The sequence below is a fragment of the Bacillus sp. FJAT-50079 genome (genome assembly GCF_018343515.1).
Classification (GTDB): domain Bacteria; phylum Bacillota; class Bacilli; order Bacillales; family Bacillaceae_C; genus Lederbergia.
This window is the reverse complement of sequence record NZ_JAGYPD010000001.1, coordinates 127,661-147,284: the sequence shown is the minus strand read 5'-3', so window position 1 is coordinate 147,284 and position 19,624 is coordinate 127,661. Positions and strand designations below refer to the sequence as shown.

Here is a 19,624-nt window from a genome sequence, read left to right as displayed (position 1 = left end):
GATTCTATGTATAAGCATTTAAGCAACAAAACAGCGATATCAATATTTTTGTTACCAGCTATTTTAATATATGTAGCTACGGTATTTATACCCTTAATTTGGTCGCTAGGATACAGTTTTTTCAACTGGAATGGGTTAACGCCAATGAAGTTCAATGGTCTTGCTAACTATCAAAAGTTATTTTTCCATGATAGTACATTTTGGAAAACGATTTGGAATACAGGGAAATTCACTATATTAAACACTTTTATTCAGGTATTCTTTGGCCTATTCATGGCAATTTTACTAACTGCAATTCGAAGAGGGAGGGAATTTTTTCAAACAATATATTTTACACCTGTTATTATTTCAAGCGTGGCAATAGTGGAGATTTTTAATAATATTTATTCAGTTGAGCCACTGGGGTTGCTTAACTCTTTATTAGGAATGATAAATAGTGAGTTCCACAACATTGAATGGTTAACAAATCCAAATCTGTCCCTTTTATCAGGAACAATTGCGGAAGGATTTAGATACGCTGGAGTTTATATGGTTATCTTTTATGCTGCACTTGTTGCAATACCTGAAGAGATTATAGAGGCAGCAAAGATTGATGGAGCTTCTGGATGGAGTTTATTTAGAAAAATTAAATTACCATTGATAAAACCGGTCTTTATAACCTGTGTTGTGCTAGTTCTCAACGGCTCTCTTAAAGCATTCGATGTACCGTACCTGCTAACCCAAGGTGGACCCGGCACTTCAAGTGAATTAACCATTACGTATATGTATAAAGAGGCATTTAGTTCTTTATCATATGGATATGGCAGTGCAATAGCTGTATTTATAGCTGTTATGAGCTTCTTAGTTGTTATATTGGTAATGACACTTTCGACAAATAGAGGTGAGAAGCTATGATGACACCTAAAACCGCCATGACAACACCTACTAAGACAAATGAAGTATCAATAAAGATAAAGTTTTCAAAAGCTATATTTAAGAAAGCGCCGTTAAGCATTGCTGTCCTTTTCGTGCTCATTATTACCGTTTATCCGATCGTTTGGGTAATTTTGTCCAGCTTTAAAAATCTCGAAGAATTTCAAATCAACAATCCGTTTTCATTGCCGAAATCTTTTAATCTAAGTAACTATTTAAATGTATTTCAAAACAGCAATATTATGGTTTACTTTCTTAATAGTTTTATAGTTTTAATAGGAGTCGTAATAGGAATTTTATTCTTAAGTTCAACGGCTGCCTTCGCTATAGAAAAATTAAGATTTAAACATAATAATAAGGTATTACTATTCTTTTTATTAGGAATTATGGTACCTCTGCAAATTGCTTTGATCCCATTGTTTCAGATATACAGCAAACTTGGTTTTCTAAATTCATATCTGAGTATCATACTTCCTCAAATTGGGTTTGGACTTCCTATTGCTTTATATTTATTCGTAGCCTTTTTCAAAAACATTCCTGATGAAATTATTGAGTCGGCTACTATTGATGGATGTTCAGTTTATAGAATGTACTTCAGCATAATTTTACCCATGTCAAAAAGCATAATAGTTACCGTAGCAACATTGTTTGGCGTGTTTACATGGAATGAATTTATTTTCGCCTTTACATTTATTAGTGATCCAAGTATGTATACCGTAACCATAGGATTACGTGACTTTGTAGGTAATTATGGTCTTACGGATTGGGGACAAACATATTCGGCGATAACCCTAACGGTACTACCAACTTATTTTATTTACTTTTTTCTAAGCAAACATGTGATGAAGGGTATGACTGCTGGAGCTGTAAAATAAGGGGTCAATAAAATAATTGATGATAAATAAAAATAGATTATTAATTTTATCTGAAAGGATGATTGTTTATGCACAAACTATATTATCAGCCGGAAGGTTATTGGTTTGGAGATTGTATGCCCTTCTATTATGAGGGGAAATTCTACTTATTTCATCAAAGAGATGCAAGAAATCCTGGTCCATTGCCGCTTTGCGCACCATTTGGTTGGGATTTGGTCTTGACTTCTGATTTCGTACATTACGAAGATAAAGGTGAAGCCCTGAAAAAAGGTAAAGATGACGCTCAAGACCAATTTATTTATGCCGGGAGTGTCTATGAAGCAAATGGTACCTTCCATGCCATGTACACCGGTTTTAACAGAGACTATCCGAAGTACGGAAAAGATTCACAGGTATTGATGAAAGCCACTAGTACCGACCTCTTGAACTGGGAGAAAACTAATGAAATTCTAGTATCACCCCAAGAAGGATACGACCCAGATGATTGGAGAGATCCCTTTGTTTTTTGGGATGATGACTCTCAGGAATATATTATGATTCTTGGTGCTAGAAAGCTCCAAGGGAATAAAGTTCTTACAGGTTGCACGGTCTATTTTACCTCAAAGGATTTTGATAATTGGGATTTTAAAGGTGACCTGTGGGCTCCAAACTTATATTCAATGCATGAAATGCCAGATATGTTCAAAATGGGTGAATACTGGTATCAACTAATTACCGAATATAGTAATGAAAGCAAAACAATATATAGAATGAGTAAATCACTTGACGGACCATGGGTTGCTCCAGTTGATGACGCCTTTGATGGAAGGGCTTATTACGCTGCAAGGTCTTTCTCCGATGGGGATAAAAGGTATCTTTTTGGATGGGTCGCAACTAAAGAGAATGAAGACGATTTAGGAAATTGGCAATGGGGAGGCACACTTGTTGTTCATGAAGTATATCAGCGTGAAGATGGATCGCTAGGAGTCAAAATACCAGACAGTGTTTATGACGCCTTTGATAATAAGGAAAAATTGAATGATGAGCCCATTAGATTATCTACCGTTGATTCTAGTGAAGAAGTCCATTTAGCAAAAGATATAGGAGATTTCTTTAAATTTGAAGCTACAATAAAATTTTCTCCCGGAACCAGATCTATTGGCATTCGATTATTTGAAGACATCGATACGGGCGATGCGTATGAGTACATGTTAAATATAGGGGAAAATAAGTTGAATTTTGACAGAACACCTAATCAGCCATGGAACAGATACTTTGATAAGGGATTGGAAAGACTCATTCAGTTAAAGGGAAATAAAGAATATAATATTCAAATTATAGTTGATGGCACTATCGCTACCCTTTATGTCGATGGGGTTGCTCTAAATGTTCGGATGTATTCAAAGCCGGGATCATCCCTAGGCATACATGTGGTGGATGGGGATTTAGAAATCAAAAATACATCTATCGAAAAAAGCTTGAAATAACGAATTCTTATAAATGAAATTTAAGTAATGACTTTATGAAGCATCCTATTCCTCTGTTAAAATCGTGGAAAAAGGATGCTTTATTTAAAGAGAGACCTATACAAAAAAACAATGTATAGGTGCTCAGTATGTGATATCTTAAACTTCGAGAAGGGTGAAGGAAAGCTTCCATATTTTTTAAAAAAACAATAAATTAACCTTTGCAAATGCAGCTGCACTATTGCGACAACAAAAAAGGTAAGCAGAACTTTTAAATCAATCGAAGGTTGTTGTTTATGAAATTTTTAAAATTCTATTATAAATCAAAGTCGATAAACGTTAAAATCTTTTTGCTAGCTACCTTGTCATCGTTGATACCTCTATCAATTTTAACTATTTTTAGCTTCTTTTATTTTAGTCATGTAGCAGAAAAACAGGTTTCAACTACGACTACTAATTTTTTGGAAATTGCGGATTGGAATACAAATACATTTATCGTGGATATTGAAAGCATTGGTAATATGCTTCTGGGTGCCGGTTATGTCCAGGACTTTTTAAAACAGAAAACTCAAGAATCTTACAATTTACAAATAGCAACAAGGGATCTATTAATAAATGTGATTAACAATAAGGAATATATAAACGGAATATACTTAGGAAATGAAAATATTGAATATATTATTAAAAATAATGGGCATATCAAATATACAGATGAAATTTATGGTGAATTAAAAAATACACATACATTTCAGAAGATAAGATGGAATAAGGGGAGAGGCTCTTTATATATAGAAGATGATATTAATTTAATCAGGGATATGAACTCCATAAGTTATGGTAAAACAATTAACGACATAAATACATTTCGAAGTATTGGAATTCTACTCATAAGTTTTGATGATAGGGTTTTTAAAAAAATGTTCGGAGATATAATAACAGATGGAAATATTGTTGTTGCTGGGCAAGATATGCAAGTTTATTATAACAAAGACAGTGGAATGTTCACAAAAGGGCAACTGGATAATATACTCTCGGGTTTAAACAAAGAAGGTTTAATAAAAAAGGAGATTGATGGAAAGCAATATATCATTAATTATAAAACTAATTCCAAGACTAATTGGAAAATAGTAAGTATTATGCCCTATAAAAGTTTAATAAGCAGTACAATTAATCATCGCAATATTACCATAATTTTAATTGCCTTTTCTTTTATTCTAGCATTAATTAGTTCATCTTTTATTACAAATAGAATAACACACCAGTTGAATATTTTAAAAAGAGTAACTAAAAAAATGGAATCGGGTAATGGGAAAATTGACCGGTTATCTTTTGATATTGAAGATGAGATAGGAAGAATAGGCAATAAATTAATTACTTTATATAACAGGAATAACAAGCTGATAATTAAATTATATGAATCAAGGTTGAAAACCAAGGAAGTTCAATTATTAAATTTACAAAACAATATTAATCCACATTTCTTGTATAATACATTAAATTCAATGTATTTAATGTCAGAAAAATATAATGCAAAACCCGTAGCAAAAATGGCACTAAGTATGTCCGAATATTTTAGGTTAGTATTAAATAATGGTGATTTCATTACTACCATCCATAACGAAATTGAGCAGATAAAAAGATATCTAGAAATAATGAATGTAAGATACGGCGGTAAAATAAACATATCTATTGATATTGACCCACATATTGTAAATGAAAAAATAATTAAACTGCTTATTCAGCCGTTAGTCGAGAATGCTATCATACATGGTTTAGCGATGAAAGAGGGGAGGAAGGATCTGAAGATTGTTGGAAAGAAGTCAAAAAGTATAATAACTTTAGAAGTAATTGACAATGGTGTGGGGTTCGACTACAAACAAATCATAAGTATTGATAAAGGGTATGCACTTAAAAATATTGATAATAGAATAAAACTTTACTATGGGAATGATTTTGGGTTAACGATAGAAAGTAATATCGATAAGGGAACTATTGCAAGAATAACGGTTAATACAGAAGTCTGAGATCATAGAGGGTGTTATGATGTATACCATGATTATTATTGATGATGAAGATCTTGTCATTGAATCACTCATGTCGATTGTAGAATGGGATAAACATATGATTAATGTTGTAGGTACAGCAACTAATGGTCAAACAGGGATGAATATGATTCTTAATAAAAATCCCGATATAGTATTGACTGATATTAGAATGCCTGGTTTAAATGGTCTTGAATTAATAGCTGAATCCAAAAAACATCTACCCGATACAATATTTATAATTATTAGTGGGCATGCAGAGTTTAATTATGCTAAAAGTGCAATTGAGCTAGAAGTAATAGACTATTTAATTAAACCCATAGAAATAGACAGTATAATAAACGTAATTAAAAAGGCTATTCATCAGCGAGAACAGAAAAATAATGTACTTTTAAGAGGTGAGCAAATAAAAAAGTATAGAATTGCCTTGGTAGAAAAATACTTTTTAGACTTATTGTTAGGTATAAAAGTAAATAACGTAGAATTAAAACAAGAATACTCCAGCTTTGCGGTGTTTTGTATAGGACACAAGGATAAAAATTGGGCAAGTAAGTTTAATTTAAATGCCGCAAAAGAAAGAATGAGACATATATTAGACGATAGTAACTTTCAAGCTTTCCCTTATTTAATCGATGAGAAGGTTATTATAATAATAGCCCATATAAATCAAAGTTTTGATAATATAAAACTTGCTGAAAAAATAAATATACTAATTCAAAAAGAGATGTCTATACTCCCGACAATAGGGATAGGAAATATATACAGCGAGGAATTAGATATATATAACTCTTATAAAGAATCACAAAAAGCATTTCAGACAGGATTATATTTAGATAAAGATATCGTCCATTTCTCCGAATTTCTTAATATGAATAAAAATCTTCCATCAAATTACATAAAAGAAACTGAGGTTTTTTTCAGAACTAAAAAAGTGAATTACCAACTAAGTTGTCAACTTATTGATATCCTAATTGATGATGCTATTAAAGAAAGGCTCTCTTCTTCCACCTTAAGGAAAATTGGTTATGAATTTCTAAATCAATTAGAAGGCTTTTTTAAGGAGGAATATGGAATTGATATAAAATACTTTTTTAAAGAGAAATACTCCCTTTATGAACAATTAGACAACTTAATTTGTATAAATGAAACTAGGGAATTTCTTAAGAGAATAGTAAAATTATTTTTTGATCATGTAGAAAAAAATAGAGTATCACCGAAGGAAAAATTAATACTAGATGTAAAAAAGTATTTAGAGGATAACTATGAGAACGCAATTAACCTCGATGAAATTGCTAAAAATTTTTATATTAGCTCTTCCTATCTTAGTAGTTTGTTTTCAGAGTTTGTTGGACTTACAATTTCAGATTATCTATTGAAACTTCGAATGAATAGGGCAAAAGAATTATTGAGAACAACCAATCTTAAGGTTGATAAAATATCTAAATTAGTTGGATATGAAAATTATAGATATTTTAGTCAAGTATTTAAAAAAAATGTTAAAACAACACCCAGTCTTTATCGTTTACAACGATTAATTAAAAGATGAAACACTCCGGACCTAGTGCGGAGTGTTTGTGATTACGGACAGCGATTATTACTTCCTCTGCCATCTTTTTCCCTAGTGTTTCCCAACCATTACCACAAAAAGATTAACTTGCTTTATGGCCAAAGCAGTACAAACGGTTAATTCGCCACTATTGACCTAACTCTTGTCAGTGTTGTGGAACGATCGCCGGTACGGAAAATAATGCTTAATTGGTACCGTCTGCTAAAATAGGATAATATGGACAAGGCGATTCTAAGTAATTCGCTGGCTGAGCCATCTCTGTGCTTTATTTCAACCTACGTTTATATTTCATAGGTGTAACCCCCACGGCCTTCTTAAACACCTTACTGAAATATCTTCCATCTTGATATCCGACTGCATATGCCACATCTGAAATGTTTAACTCACTATTCATAAGGAGAACTTTTGCATTTTCAATACGAATGTTCTCAATGTAGTTAGAAGCATTTAGACCGAATTCTTGTTTGAACTTACGAGATATGTATTCCCTGCTAACAAAAAACTGGTCTGCAATGGATTGAAGTAATAAATGTTCATCAAAATGGTTATCTATATATCTTTTGATATCGAATATAATATTATGATTTTTCCTAAGTTCTTCTGCTAGGTCTCTAGCAAACAGTTTGCAATTTTGTACTAACTCTTTTTCAAGTAGGTCGATAGAAAGTCTTCCTTCTTTATTTAATGGGAAATAGAGCTGTTGGTCAACGGCTTCGGACTTTTCTTCGAAGAAAATCTCCTTAAAAAGATATGACTTCATTAGCAAAAACTCATGTCTCCAATATTCGAACTGATCAAGTGTGATAAAGTCTAATTTTTTAATCGCTTGAATAAATTTCCCAATCGCCTTTTCAATTTTTTCATTATCATTACTTTTAATAGCTATTACAATGGCCTCGCTATAATCTGAAAAAAATAGGTCATTCCGTTTGTCAGAATCTATATCTTTGAACGAATGAATCAATTGAGTGCCACATACATAGTTGCTTTGTCTTAAGGCAATCTTTGCTTCCCTATAACCTGTTTGTAAATCCTCAGGTAATTGATGGATTGTACTTATGCCAAAGTGAAAGGGGGTATGAAGAATCTCAACAAACGCTTTATTCATCTTCTGAAGGTTTTGTTGAAAGTGACTGAAATTTTCCCAAGTTATAATCAATATTTCGTTTTCTTTATTTAAGTGTTTAAATGCGTATCCCTCATGATATATAATCTCGTTACAAATATTTAGTATAATGGAATCAAGGCTATCAATCTGATTCGTAAATTTTTGAATGACCGTTTCTTGGAGCATATCAGTTCTAATGATAGCCAATTGAAATTTATTATATTTAGTAAGATTAAATTCTTTGTCTAGTTCATGAAAAGCTTCTTGATTCGGCTGTGATTGTAAAAGTAGATTAGAGAACATTTTGTCCAAAAATACCGGCTTTGTCTGGGAGATTACTAGTCCGCGCTGAATGTCATTACTCCTTTTGGCTTCATCTTTCTTCCAGTTGGTTATCGCATTTTCAAAGGATTTAATGATTTCGTTACGGTCTATTGGCTTTAATATATAGTCCAATCCACCGCTTTTAAGTGTATGTTGTACATATTGGAAGTCATCATGACCGCTTATCACAATCGTTTTACTATGCTGGTGATACTCTTGAATCCAACTAAGTAATTCCATCCCATTTTTACTAGGCATGATGATGTCTGTAAAAATAATTTCTGGCCTTTCGCTCTTGATTAACTCAATCGCATTGTTGCCATCATGAGCCTCTAATATTGTGTTGACTCCAGATTTATCCCAAGGAATAAGTAAGCGTATGGATGCCCTTACATCCTCTTCATCATCAACAATAAGTACTTTCATGCTATTACTCCTTCCTTAATGGAACCGATAATACAATTTTAAAACCATTTGGATTACGATTCGATATTTCGATTTGAGCTTGTTCATGAAAATATAGTTGTATTCTAGAAAGTACATTGTGTAAACCTATACTTTCGCTTTTCCCAATTGTTTGAGGGTCTTTTAACATTTGTTGAACAGATTGAAGTTTTCTTGAATCCATTCCGATTCCGTTATCTTCGACCGTTATAATTAATAGCTTTGCGTTTTGGTTTTCTATATTAATCCAGATTTCTCCTGGATATACATCCTGTTTAAATCCATGTTTAAAATAGTTCTCAACCAGAGGTTGAAGAATCATCTTTGGGATGAGCAAGTCTTTCAATTCATTTTCTAAATTGATATGATAGATTAAATTTTGTTTAAATCTTTGCTTTTGAAGTTCTAAATAGTCTTTAATATGATCAATTTCCTTTGCCAATGGCACAATGGGTTCACTAGTATTCATATTATATCGCATCATTTTACCAAAAGAGGTTGTTAGATCATATATTCTTGGGACATCATTTTGTAAAGCTATTGTTCCAATTGATTGCAAAGTATTATAGATGAAATGGGGATTGATTTGTGCCTGTAGTGCCTTTAACTGGTTGTCTTTGTTAGCAATCTCTAGGCGATATTCTTTCATGAATAAAGTATCAATTGTTCCAACCATGTTCTTTATTGTTTGGGCTAGTATACCAACTTCATCTGTACTATTCGTATTAATATCTAGTTTCATATCTTTTTGCTTAATCTCTTTAATTGATTTAATTAATTCTTTGATAGGAGATGTCAATCTTAATGAGATAAAAATTGTAGCAATAATGACTATAATTAATGAGACGGAAATTACCAAAGCATTAATTAAGACAAGTTGATTGGCGTTTTTATACAGTACTTGGTTTGGCATACGCTTAGCAAGCATCCAACTTTGGTTACCGTGCTTGACAGTCTCGTAAATGGTTATCCCACTAAACTCTCTGCTTTCTGATTCAAAATAACCCGAAGGTTTTTGTGTATTATGCAATGTTTGTGCCCATTCATCAGTGAGTTTCGTACCAATCAGATCTTCTTTAGAAGAATAAATCACTTTATTTTTATTATCAATCAAATAAATATCCTCTGAATTCTTCGAGTAAAGCAAGTCGCTCATCGATTTTATTGAATCCAATTTAAAGTCAATTGAAATGTAGCCGAGATATTCCCTTAAAGGTACTTCATAAATAGGTTTGTGGATCGTGATAACCTGATCTTTAGGTGCATATGGGAAGTCATTCATTTCGTAATTATGTGCCATATGAGTTGATTCGATATATGGATCTATTTTATTATCTGAAAAATCATCTGACTGTAATTTCGGATATATCTCATTTGTTCGTTTGAAAAAACCGTCAATCATGAGATAGCTTAATTGATTGCTATTAATATGCAGGTAAACTTGTACAATATCCTTGCTTTTTTTAGAAATGGAATTAAGGTTTTGGTATATTTCCTTTTCCATAATATAGTTTTTGTTTTTTGCAATGATATTTTGGTATAGGCTACTAGGGGCGTCGATATTATTATAGACATTCTGTGAAATATGATTAATAAGTTCAAGATATTCTTGAATACTGCTCGTTCCTTGGAAAACAGTATTTGCATTTTCTCTAATAAAGTCCCTCTTAAGAGATTCTTTCGTGTACATATAGGATACAAAGATGGACATTAACATGGGTACTATAATAGCTGTAAGTAAAAAGACAATCAGTTTATTCCGAATACTCCTGCGAACAAAATTCACTTTCAGCACTACCTCTCTTAACATTTTTCAATATAATAAGTATGAGATTAAAATATCTTTTTTTGTATCTAGCTTCAATTTCATAAGCGTTCAAAGAGCAACTTCCTCGTCTAGGGCTATGATGAAGGCACTTACGCTATTTTCGATTATATCATCTCATCCAAAACAAAAATCGGCATGTCAATATATTACACTAATCATGTCAGTACACGGTATAGAGAGATAATCGATCAAAAATAGTAAGGGAAAGGGTCTAATGAGATAAATCTTACTCTAACATAAGGTAGGCCTTTGAATTTAGCGTAATCACAAAATTCCACATTTTTGTTCACGAAAATATGTATTTATAATTTTTATTACTAGTTATAATTTATGCATAAGCTGAATTCTTACAGAGGTGCTTATAAATGAAACAGTTTACATGGGGGCTATTCTTTGCAGTGTTGATTTTGCTGCTTATTGGCTGTAGTAATACTAACCGTGATAAAAGAACAGCTCCTACTAAAAACGAGCTTGATCAAGAACAAGTAACCTTAAAAATATTTAATTTTAAAGTAGAGATGGCTGAACAATTAGATATGTTGGTACAAGAGTACGAAGTAGAACATCCTGAAGTTAATATTTTGATGGAAACGTGTGGGGGCGGTTGTGATTATAGTTCTGTCTTGAAAACTAAATTTAGTTCTGGAGATAAACCCGATATTTTTTTTGTTGCAGGATATAATGATTTGGATTTGTGGATAGAACAACTTGAAGATCTCAGTGATCAGCCTTGGGCAGAGGATGTGTTCGACTTCGCAAAAGACCCTATGACAAAAGATGGTAAGCTATATGGAATGCCACTGAATATAGAAGGCTGGGGTTATATTTACAATAAAGATTTATTTGAACAAGCGGGTATCACACAATTGCCAAAAACATTATCTGAGTTAACTGCCGCCGTGGAAAGTCTCGAAAAGGCTAATATTACCCCATTTATGAATGGTTATGGAGAATGGTGGATTCTAGGTAATCACTTTCTAAACATCGGATTCGCTCAGCAAGAGAATCCGATCGAATATGTTGAAGCGGTAAAGCAAGGAACCGAGAAGTTCAAATTTAATAAGACGTTTAATGATTGGGTAAATTTGCTAGATGTAACGATTAAATATGGGAACAGCAATCCTTTGCAAACGGATTACAATACACAGGTGACATCATTTGCGAGTGGTCAAGCTGCTATGATTCAGCAAGGGAATTGGATTGAAATACAATTACTAAAACTAAATCCTGATTTTGAATACGGTTATCTACCAATGCCGATCAATGATGATGCAGAGACGATGGATCGATTACCAGTCGGCGTAGCAAACAGCTGGGTAGTCCATAAGAACTCAACAGTAAAAGAAGAGGCAAAGGAATTTATAAATTGGATAGCTACTTCGGATATTGGTAAACGTTACATTATTGAAGAATTTAAATTTATACCAGCACTTGAAACAATCGAAGTTGATAGGAGTAAGTTAGGACCGCTAGCGTCTGACATTGTTGATTACATGGATAACAATAAAACAATTCCGTGGTTGTGGCAACGATATCCTGGATATGAAGCTAATAGTGCCCAAATGGCAAGTGCCATTCAGGCATATATTGGTGGGGGGGTAACAAAGGAAGAAATGTTTGAACAGTTTCAAAAAATTTGGGATGGATATTCTGAACAGGAAGAGTAATCTGGATGGTTTATCCCTTGTTAAAAGAGTACAAGCAGTTTTTTCTAGTGATGAAACAATCATGTGATGATGAAGGAAGTTGGCTTGTACTCTTTTTTATAAATTGTGATTTTCCTAATAATCAAATCAAAAGTAGAAAAGGGTAATATGATAATTTTATAATTCTGAATATTAGGAATTGTTTTATGCCTGGGCGTAATTCTTTTAAATTGATGGAGGTGGTGTAAAAAAATATAAATCGCATCATTAAATTAGATTTTAAACAAATAAAGGGGGATTAAAATGCAAAAGAAGTCATTGTCTATTATTGCGATCATTACAACACTTATCGTTTTCATTGCAGCTTGCTCAAGTTCTAATACAGGATCGAACACAGAAAAAGGAAATTCTAAATCTGGGGCTAAAGATGAAATTACGCTTTATACTATTCAATCAACTACTCCAGGTTTTGATGAATGGTTGAAGGAAGCTGAAGAAAAAAGTGGAGTGAAAATCAAGTGGGTTGCGGCTCCGACAGACTCTGATACTCGTCAACAAAAAATCTCGACTATTCTTTCATCGGGTGATGCCACTGTGGATGTTCTCGAAATTAATGATGAAATGGCTACTTCTTTTAAAAATACTGGTTGGCTTGATTCGTTGCAAGGTTCTGTTTTAACGGATGATATCATGGATCAGTTTCCTCAAGGGTATATGAAAGATATGTTAACCACTACTAATGAAGATGTGATTGGAATACCGGGTTATTCGGGATATCTTGCTCTTTGGGTTGATCAACAGAAATTAGATGAGGCTGGCATGACCTCTATCGAAAACAAAGACGATTTCGTGAAGTTTATGAAGGCGACGACAAAGGATGGTCAATATGGATATGGCGGTTCATGGGAAAAAACATATGTATTTAATGAGATTGCAACCTTTGTAAACCTTTTCGGTGGCGATTATTATGATTGGACAAATGAAGGAAGCCGTGAAGCAGTTAAATTTATGTATGACATGGCTAATACTTGGAAGGTAACTCCTGTTGATCAACTTGCTGATAAATATGAGCAAATGAACCAAAAGTTCATTGATGGCAAGTATGGAATGGTCCTTATGTGGGGAACAGGCAATGATTACCGTGAAGCAGGCCGCTATGGCCTAGACCAAATCCACATGATTAATATGCCGGAGTTTGAAAGGCGTGCGATTTTCACTGACTCTTGGAGCTATGTATTAAATTCCGCATCTAAAAATAAAGAAGCGGCCGAAAAATTCCTTAAATATGTAGCAAGTGAAGAAGGCGGATTAAATGGTTGGAACAACTTTAGTCGTTACCCAGCTAGAGCTGATGTGGCAAGTAACGAAGAAGTAACAAGTGATGTTAAAGAAGTATATACACAAATTCAACAAACAGCCGAAATTAATGGTCGTCCAATGCTTCCTCAGACGATGGAATTTATCAATGAAATAGGAACACTTTTCCATAACTATATTCAAGATAAAATTACGCTAGATGACTTTTGTGCTAAAGCTCAAGAGGCTGTTGAAAAGTATAAATAAACTGAATGTGTATAGATAATACGTAAGCATTGCCTTTTATCTATGCAAGAAAGGTGAGTTAGCATGTATGCAAGCAAAAGATATCTGTTAATCGCGTGGATATTTGTTCTTCCAGCACTGTTAATCAGATTTTTCACGACAGTATATCCTGTAATTGAAACCTTTCGAGTCAGTTTTTATAACGTAAATTTATTAAGAGGGATTAATGAATTTATAGGGTTTCAAAATTATTTTAGTATTTTTCAGGATGAAAAAATGATTACTTCCATTTACTTCACAGCAATCTTTGTCGTTGGCTCGATGATTGGGCATATCGTATTTGGAATTGGATTGGCATTAATATTAAATATGAAAATGGCTGGACAAAAGGTGTTACGAACAATCGTGTTACTGCCGTGGGCAATGCCCATGGTAGTAATCGCGATAGCGTCAAAGTGGGCCTTTAATAATGAATATGGCTTAGTAAATGACTTTATACGTTGGTTTAATCCTAATTTTAGTCTAGATTGGCTTATTCACACTGATACGGCGCGTGCAGCAGTAATTGCTGTAGATTTGTGGAAGGACGTTCCGTTTTTTGCAATTCTTGTTCTTGCTGGTCTTCAGTTTATTCCCCGGGATATGTATGAGGCGGCCAAAATTGATGGTGCTGGGGTACTTCAATCATTCTTTAGGATTACTCTTCCACTTATTTCAAGAAACATTTTGCTTTTAAGTATCTTTTTTACAATGTGGAGAATTACATCGTTTGATATTGTCTATGCAATGACAAGCGGAGGGCCGGGAGAAGATACAGCTTTGGTGGCTTATCGAATCACAACGGAAGCTTTTACGAATCTAAATACTGGTTATGCAGCATCCATAGCCATCGTGTTATTCATAGTAATGGCAATTTTAAGTGGTCTTAGTATGTATGGAGCAAAGAAAGTAAATTACTAGTCTAATCATTACCCTTTACTACTAGGGAGTAAGAAGTTAATAAGATATAGAAAATCTGAATTTTTAGTAGGTGAATAAAGTATGTTTGCCAAAATAGCACGGGAGAGAAAATCTAAAATTACAGTAAGTGAGTCACGGGTATATCCTAAAAGTGTAAAAAATATGATGTTTGAACTGTTTAAGTGGGCATTGGCAATTATTGTAGGGTTTCTTATCCTTTTTCCATTATGGTGGATTTTTGTTTCATCAATTACTCCATCGGGAGAGTTATTTTCAAATCCAATTAAATATTGGCCAGAAAACCCAACCCTTGAAAGCTATCGCTATTTAATTGAAAATGCAGGTTTATTCCGGAAAATTTGGGATACGGCTGTAATCGTAGGATTATCAATTTCCATTGGTATGATTGTCTCGGTAATGGCAGCTTTCAGCTTTGCTAGATTTAAAAGTAGAGGGTTATCACTTGCTGTAATCTTTTTATTAGGTTCTATGCTTATTCCTGATGTTGTAACAGCTCGTCCTTTATACGACTTTTTAAGATACGTGCAGTTGTACGACACATACACAGGTTTAATTATTCTCTATATCAGCAGTATCATCCCTTTTTCAATTCTAATTCTTCAAAGCTTTCTTAGTGATATACCAGCTTCTATTGAAGAAGCAGCATTAATCGATGGATGTAGTTTTTTTCAGTCATTATTTTATGTGACATTGCCAATCTTAAAACCCGCAATCGCAACCGTTTGTATTGTGAATTTTATTCTCTGTTTAAACAACTTTTTCACACCTTTATTTTATTCAAACGGCATCTCGGTTTTATCAACGGCAATTACCCAATTACCATTGAGAGATAATATGTATGCTGTACCTTGGGATCTTGTAAGTGCGATGGGCTTTATTATTATCTTGCCAATTACTATTTTTGTCGGTGTATTTCAAAGACAAATCATGGAAGGTATTATGGCAGGTGGCGTAAAAGGATAAGAAAAACACCTGATTATTAATATCAAAGGAGATATGTAAAATGAATATTAATGCATTTATGAATGGTTTATCGACCCTTCCTTTAATGAATAATGGGAGAACAAGAACAATTACCGCTGAAAATCCGCATGGTGAAAAAGGAAAAGGTGGTATTGCTGCTAGTAATCTAGGACCTTCTAGAAAAGGATCACCATGTCTTCGTGATGTAAAATCTGGCGAAACCGCTGTTTTGTGTGATGTAGCGGGTCCCGGTGTGATCCAACATATTTGGATCACAGTGACAGATCAAACAGAGAAAGATGTCTTTGTTTTAAGAGACCTTGTCTTACGCATGTATTGGGATGATGAGACTGTTCCTTCAGTTGAAAGCCCATTAGGTGATTTCTTTTGTAACGGATTTGCGAGAGGATGTACGGTTAATTCTTTACCAATCGTCGTGAATCCAACACGTGGGTTTAATTGCTATTTTCCAATGCCATTTCATAAAAAGGCAAAAATCACAATCGAGAATCAACATGAAGCAAGTATCCCGGCACTATTTTTCCAAATTGATTATTGTTTATATGATGAACTCCCAGAAAATACAGCATACTTCCATGCTCAATGGAACCGCCAAAAAATCACAAATATTGGAGAAGATTATGTTATTGTTGACAATATCAAAGGAAAAGGTCAATACGTTGGAACATACCTTGGGCTTGCAACACTAGAAAGATATTGGTGGGGTGAAGGTGAAGTAAAAATGTTCATTGACGGCGATGAAGAGTATCCGACGATTTGTGGTACAGGAACTGAAGATTATTTCGGAGGAGCATGGAGCTTTGCCACACAAAAAGATGGAAAAACGGTCGAAAATACATACAGTACACCTTATATGGGATATCCATATTATTCAAAAAGCGATGATGCAGTTCATAACTTTTACCATAATGACGATGTACCTCCAATGAGAGGATTTTACCGGTGGCACATTCTAGACCCAATCCGCTTCGAAAAAGATCTAAAAGTTACCATCCAACAAATCGGTGTATGTAAAAAGGGATTATTCGAGCGCCAAGATGATGTATCAACGGTTGCTTATTGGTATCAAACAGAACCTCATGAAGCATTTAAACCACTTGTTAAGAAAGAAGATAGATGGCCAAGATAACTTTTGTAAAAACAGTAGTTTTATAAGAAAGTAAACGCCCTCAGATTTGAGGGCGTTTCATTGATATAAATTGTTGGCTAACCATTTTTGTTCAAAGGAATAGTTTCACAAATATAATGGATTTTTGAATCAAGAAGATAGAATTAATGATAAAGCAAGTCAGGAGTGGGAAAATGTTCGATATTGTCGCTTTGGGAGAGTTATTAATCGATTTTACTCCTTCTGGAGAAACCGGAAATGGCAATCCATTATTTGAACAAAATGCCGGAGGAGCACCGGCAAATGTTTTGGCAGCCTTATCTAAACTAGGAAAAAAGACGGCGTTTATTGGTAAAGTCGGAGATGATGCATTCGGGAAGTTTTTAGAGGAATCATTAAAAAAGGCTCATATAGATCCGAAAGGGCTCGTTTTTTCAAAAGAGATTCCTACAACATTGGCATTCGTACACTTAGATAAGGATGGGGACCGTAGCTTTAGTTTTTATAGGCAACCTGGAGCTGATATGATGTTAGCTCAAGAAGATATTCCAATTGAAGTTATCGAAAAATCTAAGATGTTTCATTTCGGCTCCATCTCATTGACGCATGAAATATCAGCCGAAGCAACGCTTTACGCAGTTCAAAAAGCAAAGGAAGAAAACAAACGTATTTCATTTGATCCTAATTTAAGGGCTAGCCTTTGGGATGATCTGTCCCATGCTAAGCATATGATTAACCTAGGTTTACAATTTGCAGATATTTTAAAAGTGTCGGAAGAAGAACTCACTTTTTTAACCGGTGAATCTGACATGGATAAAGCAACGAATATGATTTATTGTCAATATGATATCCCTCTAATCTTTGTGACACTAGGTGAGAAGGGGTGTTATTATCGGCATGGCAGTTTAACTGGGCATGTACCGGGTTTTTCTGTGAAGGTCGTTGACACGACGGGGGCAGGCGACGCTTTTTTAGGTGGAGTGTTGTATAAACTTCTATATGTAGAAAACATATCGGCGTTATTGGATTCTGATGTAAGGGAGATCGTCACGTTCGCAAATGCGGTTGGTGCACTGGCGACTACGCAAAAAGGTGCTATTTCAAGCATGCCAACACTCGCTCAGGTGCATTCACTGTTAAATAATGAACGTATTTGATTTGAAGTGGAGGGCTTATCCCCATTATTAAGATCACTCTGTTGGTAAGTAAATAACTTTCATTCATAAAATGCTCTAAGATTAGGAGGTTTCTCCGATTGTGCTCTAGGTTTGACAATCGAATAATACAAATTTTGGTAGAGGCTTTACATTATTTTACTATCGGTAGTATTTAGACATAATCGGTAGTAACCGGAGCATAATCGGTAGTAATGCTTTGTTAATCGGTAGTAATATTGAAATTGTTTGCAAAATGTCGAAGGAGCGCGTGAAAGCGCAGCAATAAACTTCATCGTTCAAAAGAAAACCACCTCCACCGTCGCAAGGTAATAGGGTAGTTCTCGAAAAGGGGTTTCAAGTAGAAGTGTTAACAACACTTCTCTTTTTTTATAGTAAGCAATCAGTTAGCAAGGATAAATAATAATAGTTGTGCATTTAAATTCCTCATCTTTATACTTCTAAATTTTCTTACATCATATTAAAACTTCCCCAACTTTCAAATTTTTCCAAGAAAATAATTAACCACTTCCCGTTGTCTAAAGTAGACAATTGTGTTTAATTGTGACATTGTAACCGCTTACCACCAGGCGTATACTATGAATAAATCAAAAAGGGGGAGATTTATTCATGAAAAAATGGTTTAGTATTTTAAGTGTTTTGTGTCTTTGTCTATTCATAGCTGCATGTAGCAATGGTGGCGATAAAAAAGCCGACAGTGATAAATTGGTTATTTATTCTCCGAATAGTGAAGACATCATTAATACGCTTATACCGATGTTTGAAAAAGAATCGGGTGTTAAGGTGGAACTCATATCTGCGGGGACTGGGGAATTAATTAAACGAATTCAGTCTGAAAAAGATAATCCGTATGCGGATATTATGTTTGGTGGAAGTAAGGCGCAGGCATTAGGTTATCCCGAGCTGTTTGAAGAATATGTCTCAAAAAATAATGATGATATGTTACCTGATCATCGCAATGTCGATGGTTTTCTAACTCCTTATATTGCTGATGGAAGTGTGATTCTTGTGAATACGGATTTGATTGGCGATATAAAAATCGAAGGGTATGAGGATTTATTAAATCCAGAATTAAAAGGCAAGATTGCCGCAGCAGACCCAGCTAGCTCCAGTTCAGCCTTTGCTCAATTAACGAATATGTTAAAAGCGATGGGCGGAGATTACACATCAGATAAGGGCTGGGATTACGTTGGAAAACTGATTGAAAATCTTGATGGGAAAGTGGCCAGTGGTTCGGGAGCTGTTCATAAAGGAGTGGCAGATGGAGAATATGTCGTTGGTTTAACATATGAAGATCCTTCTGCAAGCTATGTCCGTGACGGAGCACCGGTGAAAATCGTTTATCCGAAAGAGGGAGCTGTTTTCCTAGATGCGGGCGTTGAAATTATTAAAGGGTCAAAAAATCTAGATAACGCGAAAAAGTTTATTGACTTTATTACATCAAAAGAGGCTCAAGATGCTTTTGGTACACAATTAACGAACCGTCCATTAAGAACGGATGTTGAACTTGGTGATCATATGACGCCGCTTGCGGACATTAACATCATTGAAGAAGACGAAGACTATGTGAAAGAACACCGTGACGATATTGTGAAAAAATACATTGATGTTTTCACTGAGGCACAACAATAAATCGCTTTTGC

The 19,624-nt window shown here is 34.2% G+C and carries 14 protein-coding genes; 12 read left to right on the top strand and 2 right to left on the bottom strand.

The genetic code is table 11. From position 1 onward, the window contains the following. Positions 1-6: 6 nt before the first annotated feature. The 5 genes from KHA95_RS00765 to KHA95_RS00745 all read left to right on the top strand — a co-directional run bounded on the left by KHA95_RS00765 (position 7) and on the right by KHA95_RS00745 (position 6,820). Positions 7-894, top strand: coding sequence for a carbohydrate ABC transporter permease (locus tag KHA95_RS00765; RefSeq protein ID WP_213135571.1), 888 nt, complete (start codon positions 7-9; stop codon positions 892-894). Beyond that, positions 891-1,787 (top strand): carbohydrate ABC transporter permease, encoded by an 897-nt coding sequence (locus tag KHA95_RS00760; protein ID WP_213135570.1) that lies wholly within the window; start codon positions 891-893, stop codon positions 1,785-1,787. The genes KHA95_RS00765 and KHA95_RS00760 overlap by 4 nt, the downstream gene beginning before the upstream one ends. A gap of 68 nt (positions 1,788-1,855) precedes the next feature. Further along, entirely contained in the window at positions 1,856-3,253 is a 1,398-nt protein-coding gene (locus KHA95_RS00755; protein ID WP_213135569.1) for a glycoside hydrolase family protein, read from the top strand. 275 nt (positions 3,254-3,528) lie between these two features. Further along, the gene (locus tag KHA95_RS00750) at positions 3,529-5,256 is read left to right on the top strand and encodes a sensor histidine kinase (RefSeq protein ID WP_213135568.1); all 1,728 of its coding nucleotides are present in this window, start codon (positions 3,529-3,531) and stop codon (positions 5,254-5,256) included. A 19-nt stretch (positions 5,257-5,275) separates the two neighbouring features. Next, positions 5,276-6,820, top strand: a complete 1,545-nt coding sequence (locus KHA95_RS00745; protein ID WP_213135567.1) for a response regulator — start codon at positions 5,276-5,278, stop codon at positions 6,818-6,820. Positions 6,821-7,106: 286 nt separating this feature from the next. Here KHA95_RS00745 and KHA95_RS00740 read toward each other — a convergent pair whose 3' ends face one another. Continuing rightward, entirely contained in the window at positions 7,107-8,699 is a 1,593-nt protein-coding gene (locus tag KHA95_RS00740; RefSeq protein WP_213135566.1) for a response regulator, read from the bottom strand. Positions 8,700-8,703: 4 nt separating this feature from the next. Beyond that, a complete protein-coding gene (locus KHA95_RS23220) occupies positions 8,704-10,503 on the bottom strand; it encodes a cache domain-containing sensor histidine kinase (protein ID WP_213135565.1) in 1,800 nt (599 codons plus the stop codon). A gap of 407 nt (positions 10,504-10,910) precedes the next feature. On the opposite strand from KHA95_RS23220, the gene KHA95_RS00730 reads away from it, so the two are divergent. From KHA95_RS00730 to KHA95_RS00700, 7 genes are all read left to right on the top strand, one after another. Then, entirely contained in the window at positions 10,911-12,212 is a 1,302-nt protein-coding gene (locus tag KHA95_RS00730) for an ABC transporter substrate-binding protein (RefSeq protein ID WP_213135564.1), read from the top strand. Positions 12,213-12,494: 282 nt separating this feature from the next. Further along, positions 12,495-13,754, top strand: a complete 1,260-nt coding sequence (locus KHA95_RS00725; protein WP_213135563.1) for a sugar ABC transporter substrate-binding protein — start codon at positions 12,495-12,497, stop codon at positions 13,752-13,754. A 63-nt stretch (positions 13,755-13,817) separates the two neighbouring features. Beyond that, a complete protein-coding gene (locus KHA95_RS00720; protein ID WP_213135562.1) occupies positions 13,818-14,693 on the top strand; it encodes a carbohydrate ABC transporter permease in 876 nt (291 codons plus the stop codon). 81 nt (positions 14,694-14,774) lie between these two features. Then, positions 14,775-15,677, top strand: a complete 903-nt coding sequence (locus KHA95_RS00715; RefSeq protein ID WP_213135561.1) for a carbohydrate ABC transporter permease — start codon at positions 14,775-14,777, stop codon at positions 15,675-15,677. Between the two features lie 40 nt (positions 15,678-15,717). Continuing rightward, complete coding sequence (locus KHA95_RS00710; protein WP_249316419.1) at positions 15,718-16,827, top strand: glycoside hydrolase family 172 protein; 1,110 nt, start codon at positions 15,718-15,720, stop codon at positions 16,825-16,827. Between the two features lie 173 nt (positions 16,828-17,000). Continuing rightward, on the top strand, positions 17,001-17,963 hold the full coding sequence (locus KHA95_RS00705) for a carbohydrate kinase family protein (protein ID WP_213135560.1): 963 nt from the start codon (positions 17,001-17,003) through the stop codon (positions 17,961-17,963). A gap of 627 nt (positions 17,964-18,590) precedes the next feature. Further along, the gene (locus KHA95_RS00700) at positions 18,591-19,613 is read left to right on the top strand and encodes an ABC transporter substrate-binding protein (protein WP_213135559.1); all 1,023 of its coding nucleotides are present in this window, start codon (positions 18,591-18,593) and stop codon (positions 19,611-19,613) included. Positions 19,614-19,624 lie beyond the last annotated feature (11 nt).